This window comes from Pseudomonas sp. GM17 (genome assembly GCF_000282175.2).
GTDB classification, from domain to species: domain Bacteria; phylum Pseudomonadota; class Gammaproteobacteria; order Pseudomonadales; family Pseudomonadaceae; genus Aquipseudomonas; species Aquipseudomonas chlororaphis.
This window is the reverse complement of sequence record NZ_CP124732.1, coordinates 6384894-6399806: the sequence shown is the minus strand read 5'-3', so window position 1 is coordinate 6399806 and position 14913 is coordinate 6384894. Positions and strand designations below refer to the sequence as shown.

12 protein-coding genes and 1 rRNA gene are annotated in these 14913 nt (G+C 62.7%); 7 read left to right on the top strand and 6 right to left on the bottom strand.

What is annotated here, in order from left to right; genetic code table 11:
- Positions 1–95: 95 nt before the first annotated feature.
- The 4 genes from rrf to PMI20_RS28675 all read left to right on the top strand — a co-directional run bounded on the left by rrf (position 96) and on the right by PMI20_RS28675 (position 3924).
- Positions 96–211 (top strand): 5S ribosomal RNA (gene rrf, locus PMI20_RS28690).
- A gap of 147 nt (positions 212–358) precedes the next feature.
- Complete coding sequence (locus tag PMI20_RS28685; protein ID WP_007930123.1) at positions 359–1018, top strand: paraquat-inducible protein A; 660 nt, start codon at positions 359–361, stop codon at positions 1016–1018.
- The gene (locus tag PMI20_RS28680) at positions 1005–1628 is read left to right on the top strand and encodes a paraquat-inducible protein A (RefSeq protein WP_007930128.1); all 624 of its coding nucleotides are present in this window, start codon (positions 1005–1007) and stop codon (positions 1626–1628) included. The genes PMI20_RS28685 and PMI20_RS28680 overlap by 14 nt, the downstream gene beginning before the upstream one ends.
- On the top strand, positions 1621–3924 hold the full coding sequence (locus PMI20_RS28675; protein ID WP_007930129.1) for a PqiB family protein: 2304 nt from the start codon (positions 1621–1623) through the stop codon (positions 3922–3924). The genes PMI20_RS28680 and PMI20_RS28675 overlap by 8 nt, the downstream gene beginning before the upstream one ends.
- A 62-nt stretch (positions 3925–3986) precedes the next feature.
- Here the strand turns inward: PMI20_RS28675 and mksF are convergent, their stop codons facing one another.
- Genes mksF through mksB form a run of 3 tightly spaced genes read right to left on the bottom strand, consistent with a single transcriptional unit; the run spans position 3987 to position 8801 of the window.
- Positions 3987–6830, bottom strand: coding sequence for an Mks condensin complex protein MksF (gene mksF / locus PMI20_RS28670; RefSeq protein WP_007930131.1), 2844 nt, complete (start codon positions 6828–6830; stop codon positions 3987–3989).
- Entirely contained in the window at positions 6827–7531 is a 705-nt protein-coding gene (gene mksE / locus PMI20_RS28665) for an Mks condensin complex protein MksE (RefSeq protein WP_007930132.1), read from the bottom strand. Before mksE ends, mksF begins: the two co-directional genes overlap by 4 nt.
- Positions 7521–8801: an Mks condensin complex protein MksB gene (gene mksB, locus PMI20_RS28660; RefSeq protein ID WP_007930135.1), complete on the bottom strand. Its 1281-nt coding sequence runs from the start codon at positions 8799–8801 to the stop codon at positions 7521–7523. Before mksB ends, mksE begins: the two co-directional genes overlap by 11 nt.
- 180 nt (positions 8802–8981) lie before the next feature.
- Here mksB and PMI20_RS28655 point away from each other — a divergent pair, with 180 nt between their 5' ends.
- Positions 8982–9767 carry a hypothetical protein gene (locus tag PMI20_RS28655; RefSeq protein ID WP_037035597.1) on the top strand — a complete coding sequence of 262 codons (786 nt, stop codon included), beginning with the start codon at positions 8982–8984 and terminating at the stop codon, positions 9765–9767.
- Positions 9760–10212, top strand: coding sequence for a ribosomal protein S18-alanine N-acetyltransferase (rimI, locus tag PMI20_RS28650; protein ID WP_007930137.1), 453 nt, complete (start codon positions 9760–9762; stop codon positions 10210–10212). Before PMI20_RS28655 ends, rimI begins: the two co-directional genes overlap by 8 nt.
- A gap of 109 nt (positions 10213–10321) precedes the next feature.
- On the opposite strand, the gene PMI20_RS28645 is transcribed toward rimI, so the two are convergent.
- On the bottom strand, positions 10322–10717 hold the full coding sequence (locus PMI20_RS28645) for a hypothetical protein (RefSeq protein WP_007930138.1): 396 nt from the start codon (positions 10715–10717) through the stop codon (positions 10322–10324).
- 150 nt (positions 10718–10867) lie between these two features.
- On the opposite strand from PMI20_RS28645, the gene can reads away from it, so the two are divergent.
- Positions 10868–11512 carry a carbonate dehydratase gene (can, locus tag PMI20_RS28640; RefSeq protein ID WP_007930139.1) on the top strand — a complete coding sequence of 215 codons (645 nt, stop codon included), beginning with the start codon at positions 10868–10870 and terminating at the stop codon, positions 11510–11512.
- A gap of 103 nt (positions 11513–11615) precedes the next feature.
- On the opposite strand, the gene PMI20_RS28635 is transcribed toward can, so the two are convergent.
- Entirely contained in the window at positions 11616–12812 is a 1197-nt protein-coding gene (locus tag PMI20_RS28635) for a hypothetical protein (RefSeq protein ID WP_007930145.1), read from the bottom strand.
- 140 nt (positions 12813–12952) lie between these two features.
- Positions 12953–14653 (bottom strand): acid phosphatase, encoded by a 1701-nt coding sequence (locus PMI20_RS28630; protein WP_007930146.1) that lies wholly within the window; start codon positions 14651–14653, stop codon positions 12953–12955.
- Between the last annotated feature and the right edge of the window lie 260 nt (positions 14654–14913).

The following is a 14913-nucleotide window of genomic DNA, read 5'->3' as shown; positions in this document are numbered from 1 at the left end:
TGAAGACGAAACGAACCGAAAGTTCGAGAAAACACACAAACTATCGCATACCCAATTTGCTGAAGCGTCGAAAGACGAGTCGGCACACCGAATTTCTTGACGACCATAGAGCATTGGAACCACCTGATCCCATCCCGAACTCAGCAGTGAAACGATGCATCGCCGATGGTAGTGTGGGGTTTCCCCATGTGAGAGTAGGTCATCGTCAAGATTAAATTCCGAAACCCCAATTGCGAAAGCAATTGGGGTTTTGTTTTTGCGCGTAGAAAACGGTTCTTATCTCCAAACAATTTTGCACAGTTATTTTCGGGACGGACCTCTAGAATAGCTTCACGCCTTTTCAGAGCCAGAGCCTTGTATGTCAGATACGGTTGACGCCCCCGGGCTGTCGGAGTTGCCGCTGGACGATCTGGTGGCCTGCCACGAATGCGACTTGCTGATGCGCAAGCCAGAGCTGGTCCACGGAGAAAAAGCCCAGTGCCCCCGTTGTGGTTACGAGCTATATGCACACCGCCATAACGTCGTGGATCGCAGCTTGGCATTGGTTATTGCCGCGCTACTGCTCTATGTCCCCGCGAACTTTTTACCCATCATGCAGCTCAATCTACTCGGACAATCCTCTGAGGACACCGTGTGGAGCGGTGTTATCGGTTTGTTCAATACCGATATGCAAGGCGTGGCGGTGGTGGTGTTTCTCTGCAGCATGGGCATTCCATTGCTCAAGCTGGTCTGCCAGTTGCTCGTGCTCCTGAGCATTCGCCTGGACATAGGTCGCAGTTACGGCCTGTTGCTGTACCGCATTTATCACCACTTGCGGGACTGGGGCATGCTCGAGGTCTACCTGATGGGGGTATTGGTCGCCATCGTCAAGCTGGCGGATCTGGCTGCCATGACGGTCGGCCTGGGGTTGGTGTGTTTTGTCAGCCTGTTATTGGTTCAGGTATGGCTGGAGGTGGTCATGTCGCCGCATCAGATATGGGATGCCCTGGCCGGGGAGGATGCGCATGCGGGCGATTGATGCGGGCATTCTGGTCTGTAATGAATGCCACGAGCTGAACAGGCAGGAACCCGATACCGATGAGCAAACCTGCACTCGCTGCGGGGCCCTGGTGCATGCTCGTCGCCCCAACAGCATCATGCGTACCTGGGCACTGCTGATTACCGCGGCGATCCTGTACATCCCGGCCAATGTACTGCCGATCATGACGGTCACGTCACTCGGCCAGGGTGACCCCAGCACCATCATGTCGGGGGTGATCGTACTGGTGCAGCACGGCATGATCCCGATTGCGGCGGTGGTGTTTATCGCCAGTATCCTGGTGCCCACTTTCAAGCTGGTGGGAATTGCCCTGTTGCTGTTCTCGGTCCAGCGCCACCAGCCGTTATCGGCGCGGCAACGCATTTGGATGTACCGCTTTATCGAGTTCATCGGCCGCTGGTCGATGCTGGATATCTTTGTGATCGCCATCCTGGTGGCGGTGGTGAACTTCGGTCGGCTTGCCAGTATCGAGGCCAATCTCGGTGCAGTGGCCTTTGCCAGCGTGGTGATTCTGACGATGCTCGCCGCAGTAACTTTTGATCCCCGACTGATCTGGGATAACACGGAGTCGGACGACGACAATGAGTGATTTGCCTAAAGCTAAAACCCGTCCGGCTTCGAACTGGTCGGCCATCTGGGTCCTGCCCCTGATCGCGTTGCTGATTGGCGGATGGTTGGGCTGGCGTGCCTACAGTCAGACCGGTATCGAGGTCCAGGTGCGCTTTGAAAGCGGCGAGGGCATCCAGGCCAACAAGACCGAGGTGGTCTACAAAGGGATGTCGGTGGGCAAGGTCAAGGCCCTGGCCCTGGACGACGAAGGCAACACCAGAGGGGTGATTGCCACTGTCGAGATGAACAAGGACGTCCAGCAATACCTGAAGAGCAGCACACGCTTCTGGCTGGTCAAGCCGAGCGTGACCCTGGCCGGGATCACCGGGCTGGAGACGCTGGTTTCAGGTAACTACATCGCCATCAGCCCGGGAGAGGGCGAGCCTGCGCGCAAGTTCAAGGCGCTGGTCGAAGAACCACCGTTATCGGACGCCAAGCCAGGCCTGCACTTGACCATTAAGGCGGATCGCCTGGGATCGTTGAACCGCGGCAGCCCGGTGTTCTACAAGCAGATCCAGGTGGGGCAGGTGAAAAGCTACCTGCTCTCCGAAGACCAGAACACGGTTGAGATCAAAGTCTTTATCGAGCCGACCTACGCCAACCTGGTGCGTAAACATACGCGTTTCTGGAACGCCAGCGGCATCAGCATCGACGCCAACCTGTCCGGTGTGAAAGTGCGTAGCGAATCCCTGGCCAGCATCGTCGCCGGCGGTATCGCCTTCGCTACCCCGGAGAATCGCCGGGACAGCCCGCCAACCGACCCGACCCTGCCGTTCCGTCTCTACGAGGACTTCGACGCGGCGCAGGCGGGCATCCGGGTCAAGGTCAAGCTGAGTGACTTCGAAGGGCTCCAGGCAGGTCGCACGCCAGTCATGTACAAGGGGATTCAGGTTGGTAACCTCAAGGCCCTCAAGGTCGACCCGGATTTGTCCAGCGCCACGGCGGAGCTGACCCTGGACCCCCTGGCCGAGGATTACCTGGTGCAAGGCACCCAGTTCTGGGTGGTCAAGCCTTCGATCTCCCTGGCGGGTATCACCGGTCTGGAAGCCCTGGTCAAAGGCAACTACATCGCGGTGCGCCCAGGTGACAAGGGCGCTGCTCCGCAACGCGAATTCGAGGCGCGGCCCAAGGCGCCGCCGCTGGATCTGCGCTCCCCTGGCCTGCACCTGGTGCTGTTCACCGAAAACCTCGGTTCGCTGGAGGTGGGCAGCCCGATTCTGTACAAGCAGGTCAAGGTCGGCTCGGTGCAGAGCTACCAGTTTTCGCGGACCCGCAAGCAGTTGGTCATCGGCGTGCACATCGAGAAGGAGTACGAAGGGCTGGTGAACGGCTCGACGCGCTTCTGGAATGCCAGCGGTGTCACCTTGACCGGTGGCCTGACCGGCGGCATCCAGGTCAAGAGCGAGTCGCTGCAAAGCCTGATGGCCGGCGGTATCGCCTTCGACACGCCGGAACCCAACGTGCCGCTGAAAAAGCGCATCCCACGTTTCCGCTTGTATGCCGACAAGGAGCAGGCGACGCAGAAGGGCACCCTGATCAGCATCAAGGTCGATCGCGCCGATGGCCTGCGTCCGGGCACGCCTATCCGCTTCAAGGGGCTGGATGTCGGCAAGGTCGAAGACGTCGACCTGAGCGGCGATCTGCAGTCGGTGCTGCTCAAGGCTCGGATCACCGAGGTGCCGGAGCGTATCGCGCGGGTCGGCAGCCAGTTCTGGGTGGTCAAGCCGGAGCTTGGCTTGATCAAGACCGCCAACCTGGAAACCCTGGTGACCGGGCAGTACATCGAAGTGCAGCCGGCGGCGAAGAACCTCGGCGCGCAAACCAGCTTTGTCGCCTTGCCCCAGCCACCGGAAACCGCGGTCGCCGAGGCCGGCCTGAGCCTGGTGCTGAGCGCGGCGCGGCGCGGCTCGCTGAAGGTCGGCGTGCCGGTGACTTACCGCGAGGTAACGGTGGGCAAGGTCACGGGCTACGAACTGGGCCAGACTGCCGACCGGGTGTTGATCCATATCCTGATCGAGCCGAAGTACGCGCCGCTGGTGCGTGGCGGTACGCGTTTCTGGAACAGCAGTGGGTTCGGTATCGACATCGGCCTGTTCAAGGGCGCAACCGTCCGTACCGAGTCGCTGGAGACCCTGATCCAGGGCGGCATCGCCTTTGCCACGCCGGATGGCGAGCGCATGGGCAACCCGGCACGGCCGGAACAGACCTTCCCGTTGTTCGACAAGTTCGAGGACGAATGGCTGACCTGGGCACCGAAAATCCCCCTGGGCAAATAACCCAGAAAGCAAAAAGGCCGTGATCGAAAGATCACGGCCTTTTTGTTTTACGGCTTCGGCAGTTACACCTCGTCCAGCTCCGCTTCGGCTTCTGGTTCGACGTTCAGGGTGGCCTTGACCTGATCGTGACGGCGGATGTACTTCCAGTCCGCCTCGTCGATGTAGATACCGTTCGGGCCGCTGCCGCCTTCCAGGTCGATGGCGACCTGGGCCGACACCTGCGGCTTCACACTGGCCAGGATCGGCACGAAGCCCAGTTGCAGGCTGGTTTCCAGCAGCGCTGCCTGGTTCTTCTCGTCGATGTCCGCAGCCTCGTCGAGGTAGTACGGCAGGCGGATGCGCCCGGCCTGCTCGCGGTCCATCAAGTGCAGCAACAGGTACATGTTGGTCAGCGCCTTGATGGTCATGGTGGTGCCGTTGGACGCCGCGCCATCGATATCGGTGTGGATCACCGGCTGGCCATTGACCTTGGTGATCTCGAACGCCAGCTCGAACAGGTCTTTCAGACCCAGTTGGTTATGGTTGGCCGCTACCAGGCGGGCCAGGTATTCCTTGGCCTCTTCGTTCTTGCTGTCCTGTTCGGCGCTCTGGCTCAGGTCGAACACCGACAGGGTCTCGCCTTCTTCGTACTGGCCGGCGCTGTGGATGATCTGGTCGATGTGCTTGAGGGCTTCCTTGTTCGGTGCGAGCACGATACGGAAGCTCTGCAGGTTGGACACCTGGCGTTTGTTGATCTCGCGGTTGAACAGCGCCAACTGATGCTCGAGGCTGTCGTAGTCGCTGCGGATGTTGCGCAGGGTCCGGGCGATATCGGTGACGGCCGCGCGACGCGCCTTGCCCAGGGTCAGGGCTTCGTCGGTACGGTGCGCATAGGCGTTGATCAGCAATTGCAGGCGACGCTCCATGTCGTCTTCGCTGTCGAACTTGGCCACGCCCTTGAGGCGCACCTGGGCGTACAGCGCCTCGATCTGGCCATCGACCCGCTGCAGGCCCTGCCAGCTGTCCTGGTAGTCGTTGAGCAGGGGCAGCAGGTTGTCCATGGAGTCGTCCACCGGCTCCATGAATGGCGTGCCGAACGGCAGGTCCGCCGGCAACAGCTGGCGACGGCGCAGGGCGTCGTCGAGGGTGCGTTGCTTGGCTTCCATGTCGCCGATCTGCCGGCCCACGAGTTGCAGCTTGGCCGACAGTTGCTGGACGCGTTCGGTGAAGGCGTCGCTGGAACGCTTGAGTTCGTCCTGGGCGGCTTCCATCTGCGCCAGCTGTTCCAGCTTTTCGCCTTCCTCGGCGCTCAGGGTCTGCGCGCGGCGGAAATCTTCCAGGGCTTTCTGCGCATCCAGCACCTGCTGGTACAGCGCTTCGGTCTGGGTCTTGCTCGCGGCGCGGTCGGCGGCCACTGCGGCCTGGGTTTTCAGCTGCTTGAGTTCTTTGTCCAGGCGCTCTTTCTGGTCGCGCAATGCCGCGCGATCCGCCAGGGCCTGCAAGGCCGGCGGTTCGATGTGGGAAATGTCGATGGACAGCCCCGGCACTTCGAAGCGCTCGCCCTTGAAGCCATCGAGGATCAGCTCCACGGATTTGACCCAGTCGCCGTTCTCGTCCAAGGCAATGCCATGTTCGCCCAGCGGCAGGCTGAACAACTGGCTGTTGAACAGGCGCATCAGGCGCTCGACGTCCTGTTGCGAGAATTCCTCGCGCAGGCGCGCATAGCTGTTGTTGTCGGCGTTATCGAGCTGCTGCTTGACCGACTTCAGGCGTTTTTCCAGGTCCCGCAGGCGCTCTTCCAGGTCCTCGGCGGAGAACTGCCGGGACTGGGCCAGGGCGCCGGCCAGTTCGTCGTGGGCATCCTTGGCCGCCAGCAGTTGCTGCTCCAGGACCTTGACATCGTCCACCAGGGCGAAACGATGCTTGAGCACCGAGAGCTCGCCGAGCCAGCGCTGGGTGCCGGTGATTTCCCGCTCCAGGCGCATCATTTCCTGGGTGCTGCTGCGCTGGTCGTTCTGCAGTGCGTCCTGCTCGTTGCGGTAGTGCTCGGCCTGGATGGTCAGCTCTTCCTTGCGCGCGCTGGCGTAGTCGGACCAGGTGCCCAGCAGCGAATCAAGCAGCGGCGACAGGCGATGCAGTTTGCCGCGCAGGATGTCGCGCTGTGTCACGCCGTTGGCCAGGGCTTCCACCAGGGGACCCGCGGCCACCAGCGAGTTGTAGTCCTGCTCCATGCGGCGCACGTCGCGGAAGGCATCTTCGCAGGCGGCGATGTAGTCGACGCTGCCGGAACGCAGGCTGTGCTCGAAGGCATCGAGGAACAGCTGCTTGAGCTTGGCCGCGGTGATTTCGCGCATGTGCAGCAGGTTGATGAACAGCGCGCGGAAGGTCTTCAGGCTCTGCTCGCTGGTGGAGCGCAGCGGGATCAGGGTCAGGTCCAGCGGAATCGAGGTATGCCCGCCCACCAGCAGGCGACGCAGTTCGTCCGGCTTGAGTTCATAGGCCTTCAGGCCCTGGCGCTCGAGGTTGGTGAACAGCTCTTTCTGCCGCAGGCAAGTGTCGTCTTTCTGGTAGTGCGCAAGGTCCAGCGAGCCGGCATAGGCGAAGAACTGGTGACCGAAACTGCCGCCCGGACCGCGCCCGGCCACGCCGATCACATGCGGGCCATGGGGCAGGGACACTTCCACCAGGATGTAGCTGGTATCGGTGGCGAAGTAGAAACGCCGCGACTGTTCCAGGCTGTACTTGCCGAAGCTCATGTCCGACATGCGCGCCAGGATCGGGAATTGCAGAGCGTTGATCGAAGCGGACTTGCCCAGGTTGTTCGCGCCGTAGACCGACAGCGGCTCTTCCAGCGGGAACAGGCCCAGGCTGTAGCCGGCGGTGTTCAAAAGGGCAAAGCGGCGGATGCCGTAGCGTTCCTTGCTCATGCGTCGAGCTCCTGTTCTTCGGCAATGGCGCGGGCCAGTGCGTCTTCTTCACTTTCCGATTCGACGAATTCGCTGAGGTCCAGCGGGTCGTCGGTCTGCAGCAGTTTTTCGTCGCTGTCTTCGTCGATCAGCACCGGCGTCGGCAACGGCAGCACGCTGTGCAGGCTGGCGGCCAGGTCACGGTCCTGCTGCACCGACAGGCACACATCGAGGAAGCGGTGCATCGGCGGCAGGAAGCGGTAGATGCCCGGCTCCTCGCCGGCAAAGCCCAGTTGGGTCATGCGGCGCATGATTTTTTCTTCCAGTTCTTCATGGGTCTGCACTTCGGCCTGGATGAACAGGTCGCGGTACTTCTCCAGCAAGGACGGCAGTTCGTCACGGCCGAGGCTGCCGCCGTCGAGCACGGCGACCGGGTCGCGGCCCTGGTCGGCCAGGTGCTCCACCAGGATGAAGGTGAACAGCGCCAGGCGCTGGGCGGTCTTGTTCACCTGGGCGGCGGCGTTCTCCGGCACGAAGTAGTAGAAGCCACGGGTGTCGCATACCAGTTCGAAGCCCAGGGCCTTGAACAGGGTGCGGTACTGGTCCTGGAAGTTCGACAGCTGGGAGTACAGCTCCGGGTCGCGGCGGCTGACGTGATAACCCTTGAACAGCTCGCGAAAGATCGGCGCCAGCTGGGACAGTTCGGAAAGATCAAGATGCATGTGGAGTGCTCGCAGAATTCTCAGCGGCGTCATCGCGGGCCGAGAGCAGGGCGAAGGAGCGCAGGCTGACCTGGTGCTCGTGGGTGTGGTAGTCGCGGCGTTCCAGACGCTCGCGCTTGAAGCGTTTTTCCCGCGACAGGCGGGAGAACCAGTACAGCAACTCGTCGGTGGCACCGTCCGGTTCCTGCTCCAGCAGCCAGGTCATCAGGTCCGGCATCGGCAGGGCGTCTTCGCAGCGGTCGAGCATCTCGCGGACCGTGCGTGGCGCCCGTGGCGCATTACCACCCTTGTGGGTCTTGTGCGCCTTGGGGAAGCGCGTCGGCTTCGGCTCGAAGCTGGCCAGGGCATAGACATAGGCCTCGACCTGGCCGGAGCTGCCGAGGAAGGTGCTTTGCGGACGGGTGAACAGTGGCATGGCCGCTTGCGGCACGGCGTCGATGCCCTTGCGCCGGATGGCCGACAGGGCCAGGGCCGCGCCGCGGGTCACGGCGTTGTGCCGGCGGGCTTCTTCACGCAGCGGCAGCAGCAGTTCCCGGGCGTGACGCAGGGTCAGCTGGGCGCTGGTCTGCATTTCCAGGATCCGCGCGTGGGTGCGCAGCAGCATGTCGTCGTCCACCAGGTGGCCCAGGCGCTGCTGTTCGGTGAGCATGCGCAGCAGGACGTTCTCGACCTTGCGCACGCCTTGCTCGAAGGCGCCATCGGCGTTCACCAGCTGGATCATCGGCTCGACGTATTCGTCCCAGGTGGCCAGTACCTCGGCGTACCGCTGGCGCAGGGGAATCTGCCGGTCGCTGGTCTTGGCCCGATCGGCGACGGCCACCAGGGCCTGTTCGTCGTTGGCGAGCTTTTTCAATACATCGCGCACGCGCATGTCCAGCAACCGCAGCTGGCGGGCCAGGTCATGGCCGTCGCGGATGTCGAAGGCGTCCTGGATGTAACCGGCCAGGCGTTCGAGGTGGCGCAGGTAAGCTTCGATTTCCAGGCACAGGCCCAGGCGGTGCTCGCGCCGCAGGTAGGCGAGGAAGTCATGGATCTGTGCGTTGAGCTCAAAACGGTTCGGGCTTTTCGCCACCGGAACCAGGATATCCAGGCGGATCCACACATCCAGCAGGCTGGTAATGTCCTGTGGCGTACTGTCAATTTGCTGGGTGGCCAGCTGTGAACGCAGTTCGGCGAGGCTCAGGGTGCCTTGGTCGAAGTGCTCGCACAGTGGCTCCAGAAGTGCCCAGTGTTCGGCGAGGGCGCGCAACACGCGCTTGGGTTCGATCATCGGAATGGCCGGCTGGTTGGCAATGAAAAGCAGCGATTGTACTGCATCGGAAGGCTGACGATTCACCCCTCGGTCTTGTCATGGGCTGGACCGGTGTTTTTGTGACGAATCAACTGCGGGCGATCTTCGGCGAAGGACGGTAGAATCCCCCCACTTCAGTTATCCACAAGTGGCCGACCTTTGCTTATCGAGTCCCGCCGTCGCGCTTATCTGTCCGCCATGCAGGTGGTCAGCTGGCTGCCGCGCACCGAATTGCCCTTTGCGGCGCCGTCCCGTCCCGAGTTGCTGGTGATTGCCGAGCCCGTGGTCGAGGCCCCGGCAGCCCCTGCACCTGTGGCCAAAACGGTTGCCGAGCCTGTGGCCAAGCCTGCCGAACGGCCGAAAATCGAAGTGCCGCGTCCCGCCGGCGCTGCCGTTCGTCCGGTCAGCAAGCCCGTGGTCGATGCCGAGGAGGCCCCGGCGCCGGTCAAGGCCCCGCCCGTGCCGCCACCGCGTTTCGCCCTGCAATTGCTGCGCGCCGGTCGTTGCCTGCTGCTGGTGGAGTTACCCACAGGCGAAGCCTTCCAGAGCCGCGACCCGGCCTATCTGCTGCTCAAGGACATGCTGCGCGCCGCTGGCCTGCCGGACAGCCCGCAGATCCTCGCCGAGCCGGTGCGCTGGCCGATGCTGACCCGCGGCAATCTCGACCAGGGGCCGGACGCGGCGCGGGATTTCGTCCAGGCCTTTGTCGGGGCGCGCGTCGAAGAAGAACCTTGTGTCTGCCTGTGGCTGATCGGCCTGCCGGCGGTGCGTTTCGCGGGCGAGGCTGATGTGCAGTCCTACAACCGTGAACTCCAGGTCGAAGGCCTGGGCTCGGTCTGGGCGCTGCCTGGGCTGGAACTATTAATGGAAGAGCCACAGCGTAAGGCTGATGTCTGGCAAGCCATGCGTCGGCTGATGGCGCGTTGGAAAAGTAGCAATGAGTGACGCTTTATCGTTCCGCCAGGCCACCGAGGCGGATCTGGATGCCATCCTGAAAATCGAATACGCGGCGTTCAGCCATCCCTGGACCCGCGGCATTTTCACCGATGCCCTGAAATCCTATGAAGTCTGGCTGATGTTCGAAGGCAGCCAGCAAGTCGGCCACGGCGTGATCCAGGTGATCATCGACGAAGCCCACCTGCTCAATATCACCGTCAAGCCGGAAAACCAGGGCCGTGGCCTGGGCCTGCGCCTGCTGGAAGAGTTGATGAAGCGCGCCTACCAGAAAGACGCGCGCGAATGCTTCCTCGAAGTGCGCTCCAGCAACCAGACCGCCTACCGTCTGTACGAACGCTACGGTTTCAACGAGGTTGGCCGCCGCCGCGATTACTATCCGGCGACAGGCGGGCGCGAAGATGCGCTGGTGATGGCCTGCACCCTGGTCGATTGACGGCGTATCGAGCCGCTATCGTAGGAGCGAGGCTTGCCCGCGATAGCGCTGTGTCAGGCAAACCGCTATCGCGGGCAAGCCTCGCTCCTACAGTTGTTAAAGGCAGGTATCAGCGTTTGCCATCCAGTGGGTCGCGCTGGGCCAGTTCGGCTTCGTCCAGGCCATTGCCGCCGCCGATATCGTTTTCATCGACAATGCTCAGGTCCCAGTCGGCCGGCTGGTCTTCACCGGCTTCATGGGCGGAGCGGGCGCCGTCTTCGCGGATCAGGTTTTCCGGGGTCAGCTCATCGTCGTTGGGCTCATCCTCGGCGTTGCCGGTCAGGCTGGAGCCATGGATGTGCCTGTGGGGAGTACGATGCTCCACAGGGCTGGAAGCAGGGTCGCCGACCCTGGCGCCGGGTTCTTCTTCATCGAAATCCAGCTCTTCCATGGAACCCATGCGGTCTTCGTTGTCGTCGATGGGCTCGGGCTGAGGCGCGCCATAGGGACGTCGTGATTCAGTCATGACGGTTGCTCATACTTTTGGGCTTAAAGAGTGGACCCACCAGACCCGGCAAGATTCAAAGGGGTGGATAAGCGGTATCTGCATAGACGCGCGTGACCCCGATAGACAGTCGTCTGTCATAGCAACGCATCAATCCTGAGGTTTCACAGCATGAACGAACTACAAGACCTGATTGATAACAACGAGCGTTGGGCCGAAGCGATCAAGCAGGAAGATCCTGAATTCTTCTCCAAGCTGGCCCGCCAGCAGACGCCGGAATACCTGTGGATCGGCTGTTCGGACGCCCGTGTACCGGCCAACGAGATCGTCGGCATGCTTCCCGGAGATCTGTTCGTACACCGCAACGTGGCCAACGTGGTGCTGCACACCGACCTCAATTGCCTGTCGGTGATCCAGTACGCGGTGGACGTGCTCAAGGTCAAACACATCCTGGTCACCGGTCACTATGGCTGTGGCGGCGTGCGCGCCTCGATGCAGGATCGCCAGCTGGGCCTGATCGACGGCTGGCTGCGCTCGATTCGCGACCTGTACTACGAACATCGCGAAGTCCTGGGGCAACTGGCCACCGAGGAAGAACGGGTTGACCGCCTCTGCGAGCTGAACGTGATCCAGCAAGTGGCCAACGTCGGCCACACCAGCATTGTGCAAAACGCCTGGCATCGTGGGCAGAGCCTGTCGATCCACGGTTGCATCTATGGCATCAAGGACGGTCGCTGGAAGAGCCTGAACGCCACCATCAGTGGCTTCGAGCAGCTGCCGCCGCAGTACCGCCTGCGTCCGGTCGGGGCGCTCTGAGGCGCTGAAAACCCATCGCGAGCAAGCTCGCTCCTACGGGCGATGTGCCGTTCTGTAGGAGCGAGCTTGCTCGCGATGGGATGTAGCTGTTACCGCTTGTCCGTCAGATATGCGGCGGTACTTCGGCACTCATCGACGGTGCCGGCGCCTTCAGCTGCTTCAGCTGGGTCTGTACCGGCTCGCTGGTGCACTTGGCCTGGGCCTGCTCCGGCGTCAGCTTGCGGATCGAGGTGTAGAACAGGGCGCAGGTCTGCTCTTTGTTGGTCACCTGCCAGTTCTGCGTGCAGCTTTTGAGCTGCACTGTCGGGTCGCTGCCCGGCTTGCTGCCCATCCCGGCCTGCCAGCAGGCCGCGCTCAGATCCTGCCCCATCACCTTCAAACCGGCCGCGTCGGCCTTGGCCTCGTCGCCGTCGTAGTTCTCCGGATCCGCCGCGTACCAGATGTAACTCGGGTGGTTGGAGCCCAGCACCGGCACCTTCAGGCCCGCGCTCGGGCTGATCTGCGTCAGGCCCAGCACGTTCACGGTCGGGCCGTACTGCTGCTTGATCCAGTTACGCACCGGCGCGCCGAAGGCCACCATTGGCAGGGCGGCGCCGCTGGCACTCTGGCTGATCTGCTTGACCATGGTGGTCTGGTAGTCCTGGAAGTAGCCGTAGACGCCTTCCAGGTCCTTGCCGGCAGTGGCCGGGGCGGCGATCGGCGCAATGTCGATGATGGTCTGATAGCCCGGCGTCTGCTCGGTTGGAATGCCATTGGTGGTGAGCAGGGTGGCCCAGCGGTCGGTGGTGGCCGATTTCAGGTAGTCCTGGGCTTGAGTCAGCGAGTAGTCCGGCGGGAAGTGCAGCAGTTCGACGCTCTTGCGGTTTTCCAGGGCCATGCCCAGGGGCAGGAACAGGTACCAGCTGTAGGTCCATTTGCCGTCGCTGTTGAGTTTGCTGGCGCCCTTGTAGGCCAGGTCGCCGGCATCCAGCAGGGCGGTCAGCGGCTTGCCATAGTCCTTCGGAACACCACTGATGTTGGCGTACAGCTGGTTGTTATCGGTCTTCACCTTGACCTTGGCGGTGCTGTAGCCATCGCGCTTCACGCTTTGGGTCAGGTAATGCTCGACGGTCTGTTCCAGCGTCCAGTTGCGAAAGCAGATCACGTTGCAGTTGTTGGGGTAGGAGAAGAGTTGGGTGACGCGCTGGGTGTTGCCCAGCTTCAGATCGACGTTGGCCTGGGCCATGGTACTTAAGGTCAGGCTGCTCAGGCCGCCCAGGGTCAGGGCGGCGAGGGGGAGGGACAATCCTGTGAGTTTCATGCTTGGCTCCTTGTCAGCGTTGGCCTCGTCTGGGCGAGGTAAGTTCCGTACTGAAACAGTAGCGGGTGACAAGGAAAAGGGTGGAATAAATCTTTATTTTGCACCCGCAAACGGCCGCCCGGGCGGCCGCTGCCGTCGGTTCAGGCCGGGAAGTGCAGGGCATTGCTCAGGTCGCCCATGGGCGCCTGCCCCCGGGCGATCATCGTCGCGTCCCGTTGCTTGAGGCCGTCGAGCGGTTCCAACTGGAACACCCGGGTGATCAGCCGCAGGATCGACGCGGTGTCGTACACCGTATGGTCTACCGTGCCCTTGCGGGCGAACGGTGACACCACCAGCGCCGGGATGCGTGTCCCCGGCCCCCAACGGTCGCCCTTGGGCGGGGCGACGTGGTCCCACCAGCCGCCGTTCTCATCGACCGTGACGATCACCACCATGTTCTGCCACTGCGGGCTTTCGCGCAGCACCTTCAGGGCTCGCACGATATGCCGGTCGCCCGCGGCCACATCGGCATAACCGGCGTGCATGTTGAGGTTGCCCTGGGGCTTGTAGAACGCCACCGGCGGCAACTTGCCGGCCTCGGCATCGGCGAGGAAGCGGTTGCTGCTCGACTCATCGCCCAGGCCCGCATCGCGCAGGTGATGGCTGCGTTCGTTGGGATGCTCGGGACCGAACTGCGCGAAGTAGTTGAACGGCTGGTGGTGGTACTGGAAGTTGGGGATCTTCGGAATCCCCGCCGAATCCTTGTAGGCGTCCAGCGTGACCTGCCAGGCGCCGGCGTACCAGGCCCAGTCGATGTCCTTGCGCGAGAGCTTGTCGCCGATGGTGTCGTGGCGCTGCGGTACCAGCACATTGGGCAGGTCGGCCTTGGCATAGGCCGGGCGCTGCGGGTCGCGGATCCAGGTCGGCCAGTAGGGCGGGGCCATGGTATTGACCGCGTAGCCGTCCGGGGTCAGCAGGCTCGGGCCGAATTGCGGCGGGCCGCTCATGGCGCTGGCCGGGGATTGTTCCAGCGGCTTGAGACGGCTGTCGAGCGGGTCGTCGCTCTGCAGGGTGGCGATCTGTGGCTTGGCCACCGAATTGGCCGCATCCGGATAAAACGGCACCGCGGCGCTGATCAGGTACTGGTGGTTGAGAAACGAGCCGCCGAAGGTGCCCTGGAAGAAGTTGTCGCACAGCACGAATTCCCGGGCCATATCCCACAGGCGCAGCTCATAGCAGCTCTGGGCGTAATACCCCATGGGCAGGCCGCCGGCGTCGGCCCAGGCGACGAAACCATCGTTCTTGCCGCCGTTGATCTGCATCTGGTTCTGGTAGAACACGTGCCACAGGTCGCGGGTGACCAGGCCCAGGGGCAGGTCTTGGCCATCGGGGCCCTTGAGGGCGAAGGGCGCGTTGGGCAGGTGCTCCTGGTACTGGGTGCCGACCGGGTAGGTCACGCCATCCAGGGCCTGGGGCCCGACCTGGGCGACGCCACCCCAGACCGGCGGCAGGGCCGGCAACAGGCTGCCGTCACGGTCGCGTTGCTGATAGTCGGCGGGCTTGAGGGCCGAGAGCGGTTTTTCCAGCCCCGGGAAGTCGGCAAACAGGTTGTTGAAGCTGCGGTTCTCGGCATAGATCACCACCACGTTCTTCACGTTGTCGCGCAGCGCCCGGTCCAGTTCGGCCGGCGACAGCGGGCGCTCCACCGGCTTGCCCGGCGCCGGGTCGTTGTGGCCGCAGGCGCTGAGCGTCGCGCCGACACCCAGCACCGCCACGCCGCCGAGAAAACGCCGGCGGCTGGTGTCGGTGGGGGGCTCCGTGGCCTTGGAATGTTCTGGGTCTTTCGAGTGTTCGTCGCTCATGCCGGGTCCCTGATTACCTTTCGATCAATTCGTAACAAAGTATTTCGGCTGCACGGTAGCAACCGAATATGACGGAAAGACTACAGAAAAGGCTCTGGGACGGGGCTTAGAAGATAGTAGGGGGAGGCTGGAAAGGATGTAGGGCTGCTTCTGCAGGAGCGGCCGGTCGACGCTCGATTGCCCGCGATGACGGCATGGCAGGCACCCTCGGCCTGGCGGCCGATCGCGAGCAGACTCGCTCCTACAGGGGAGCGAGTCTC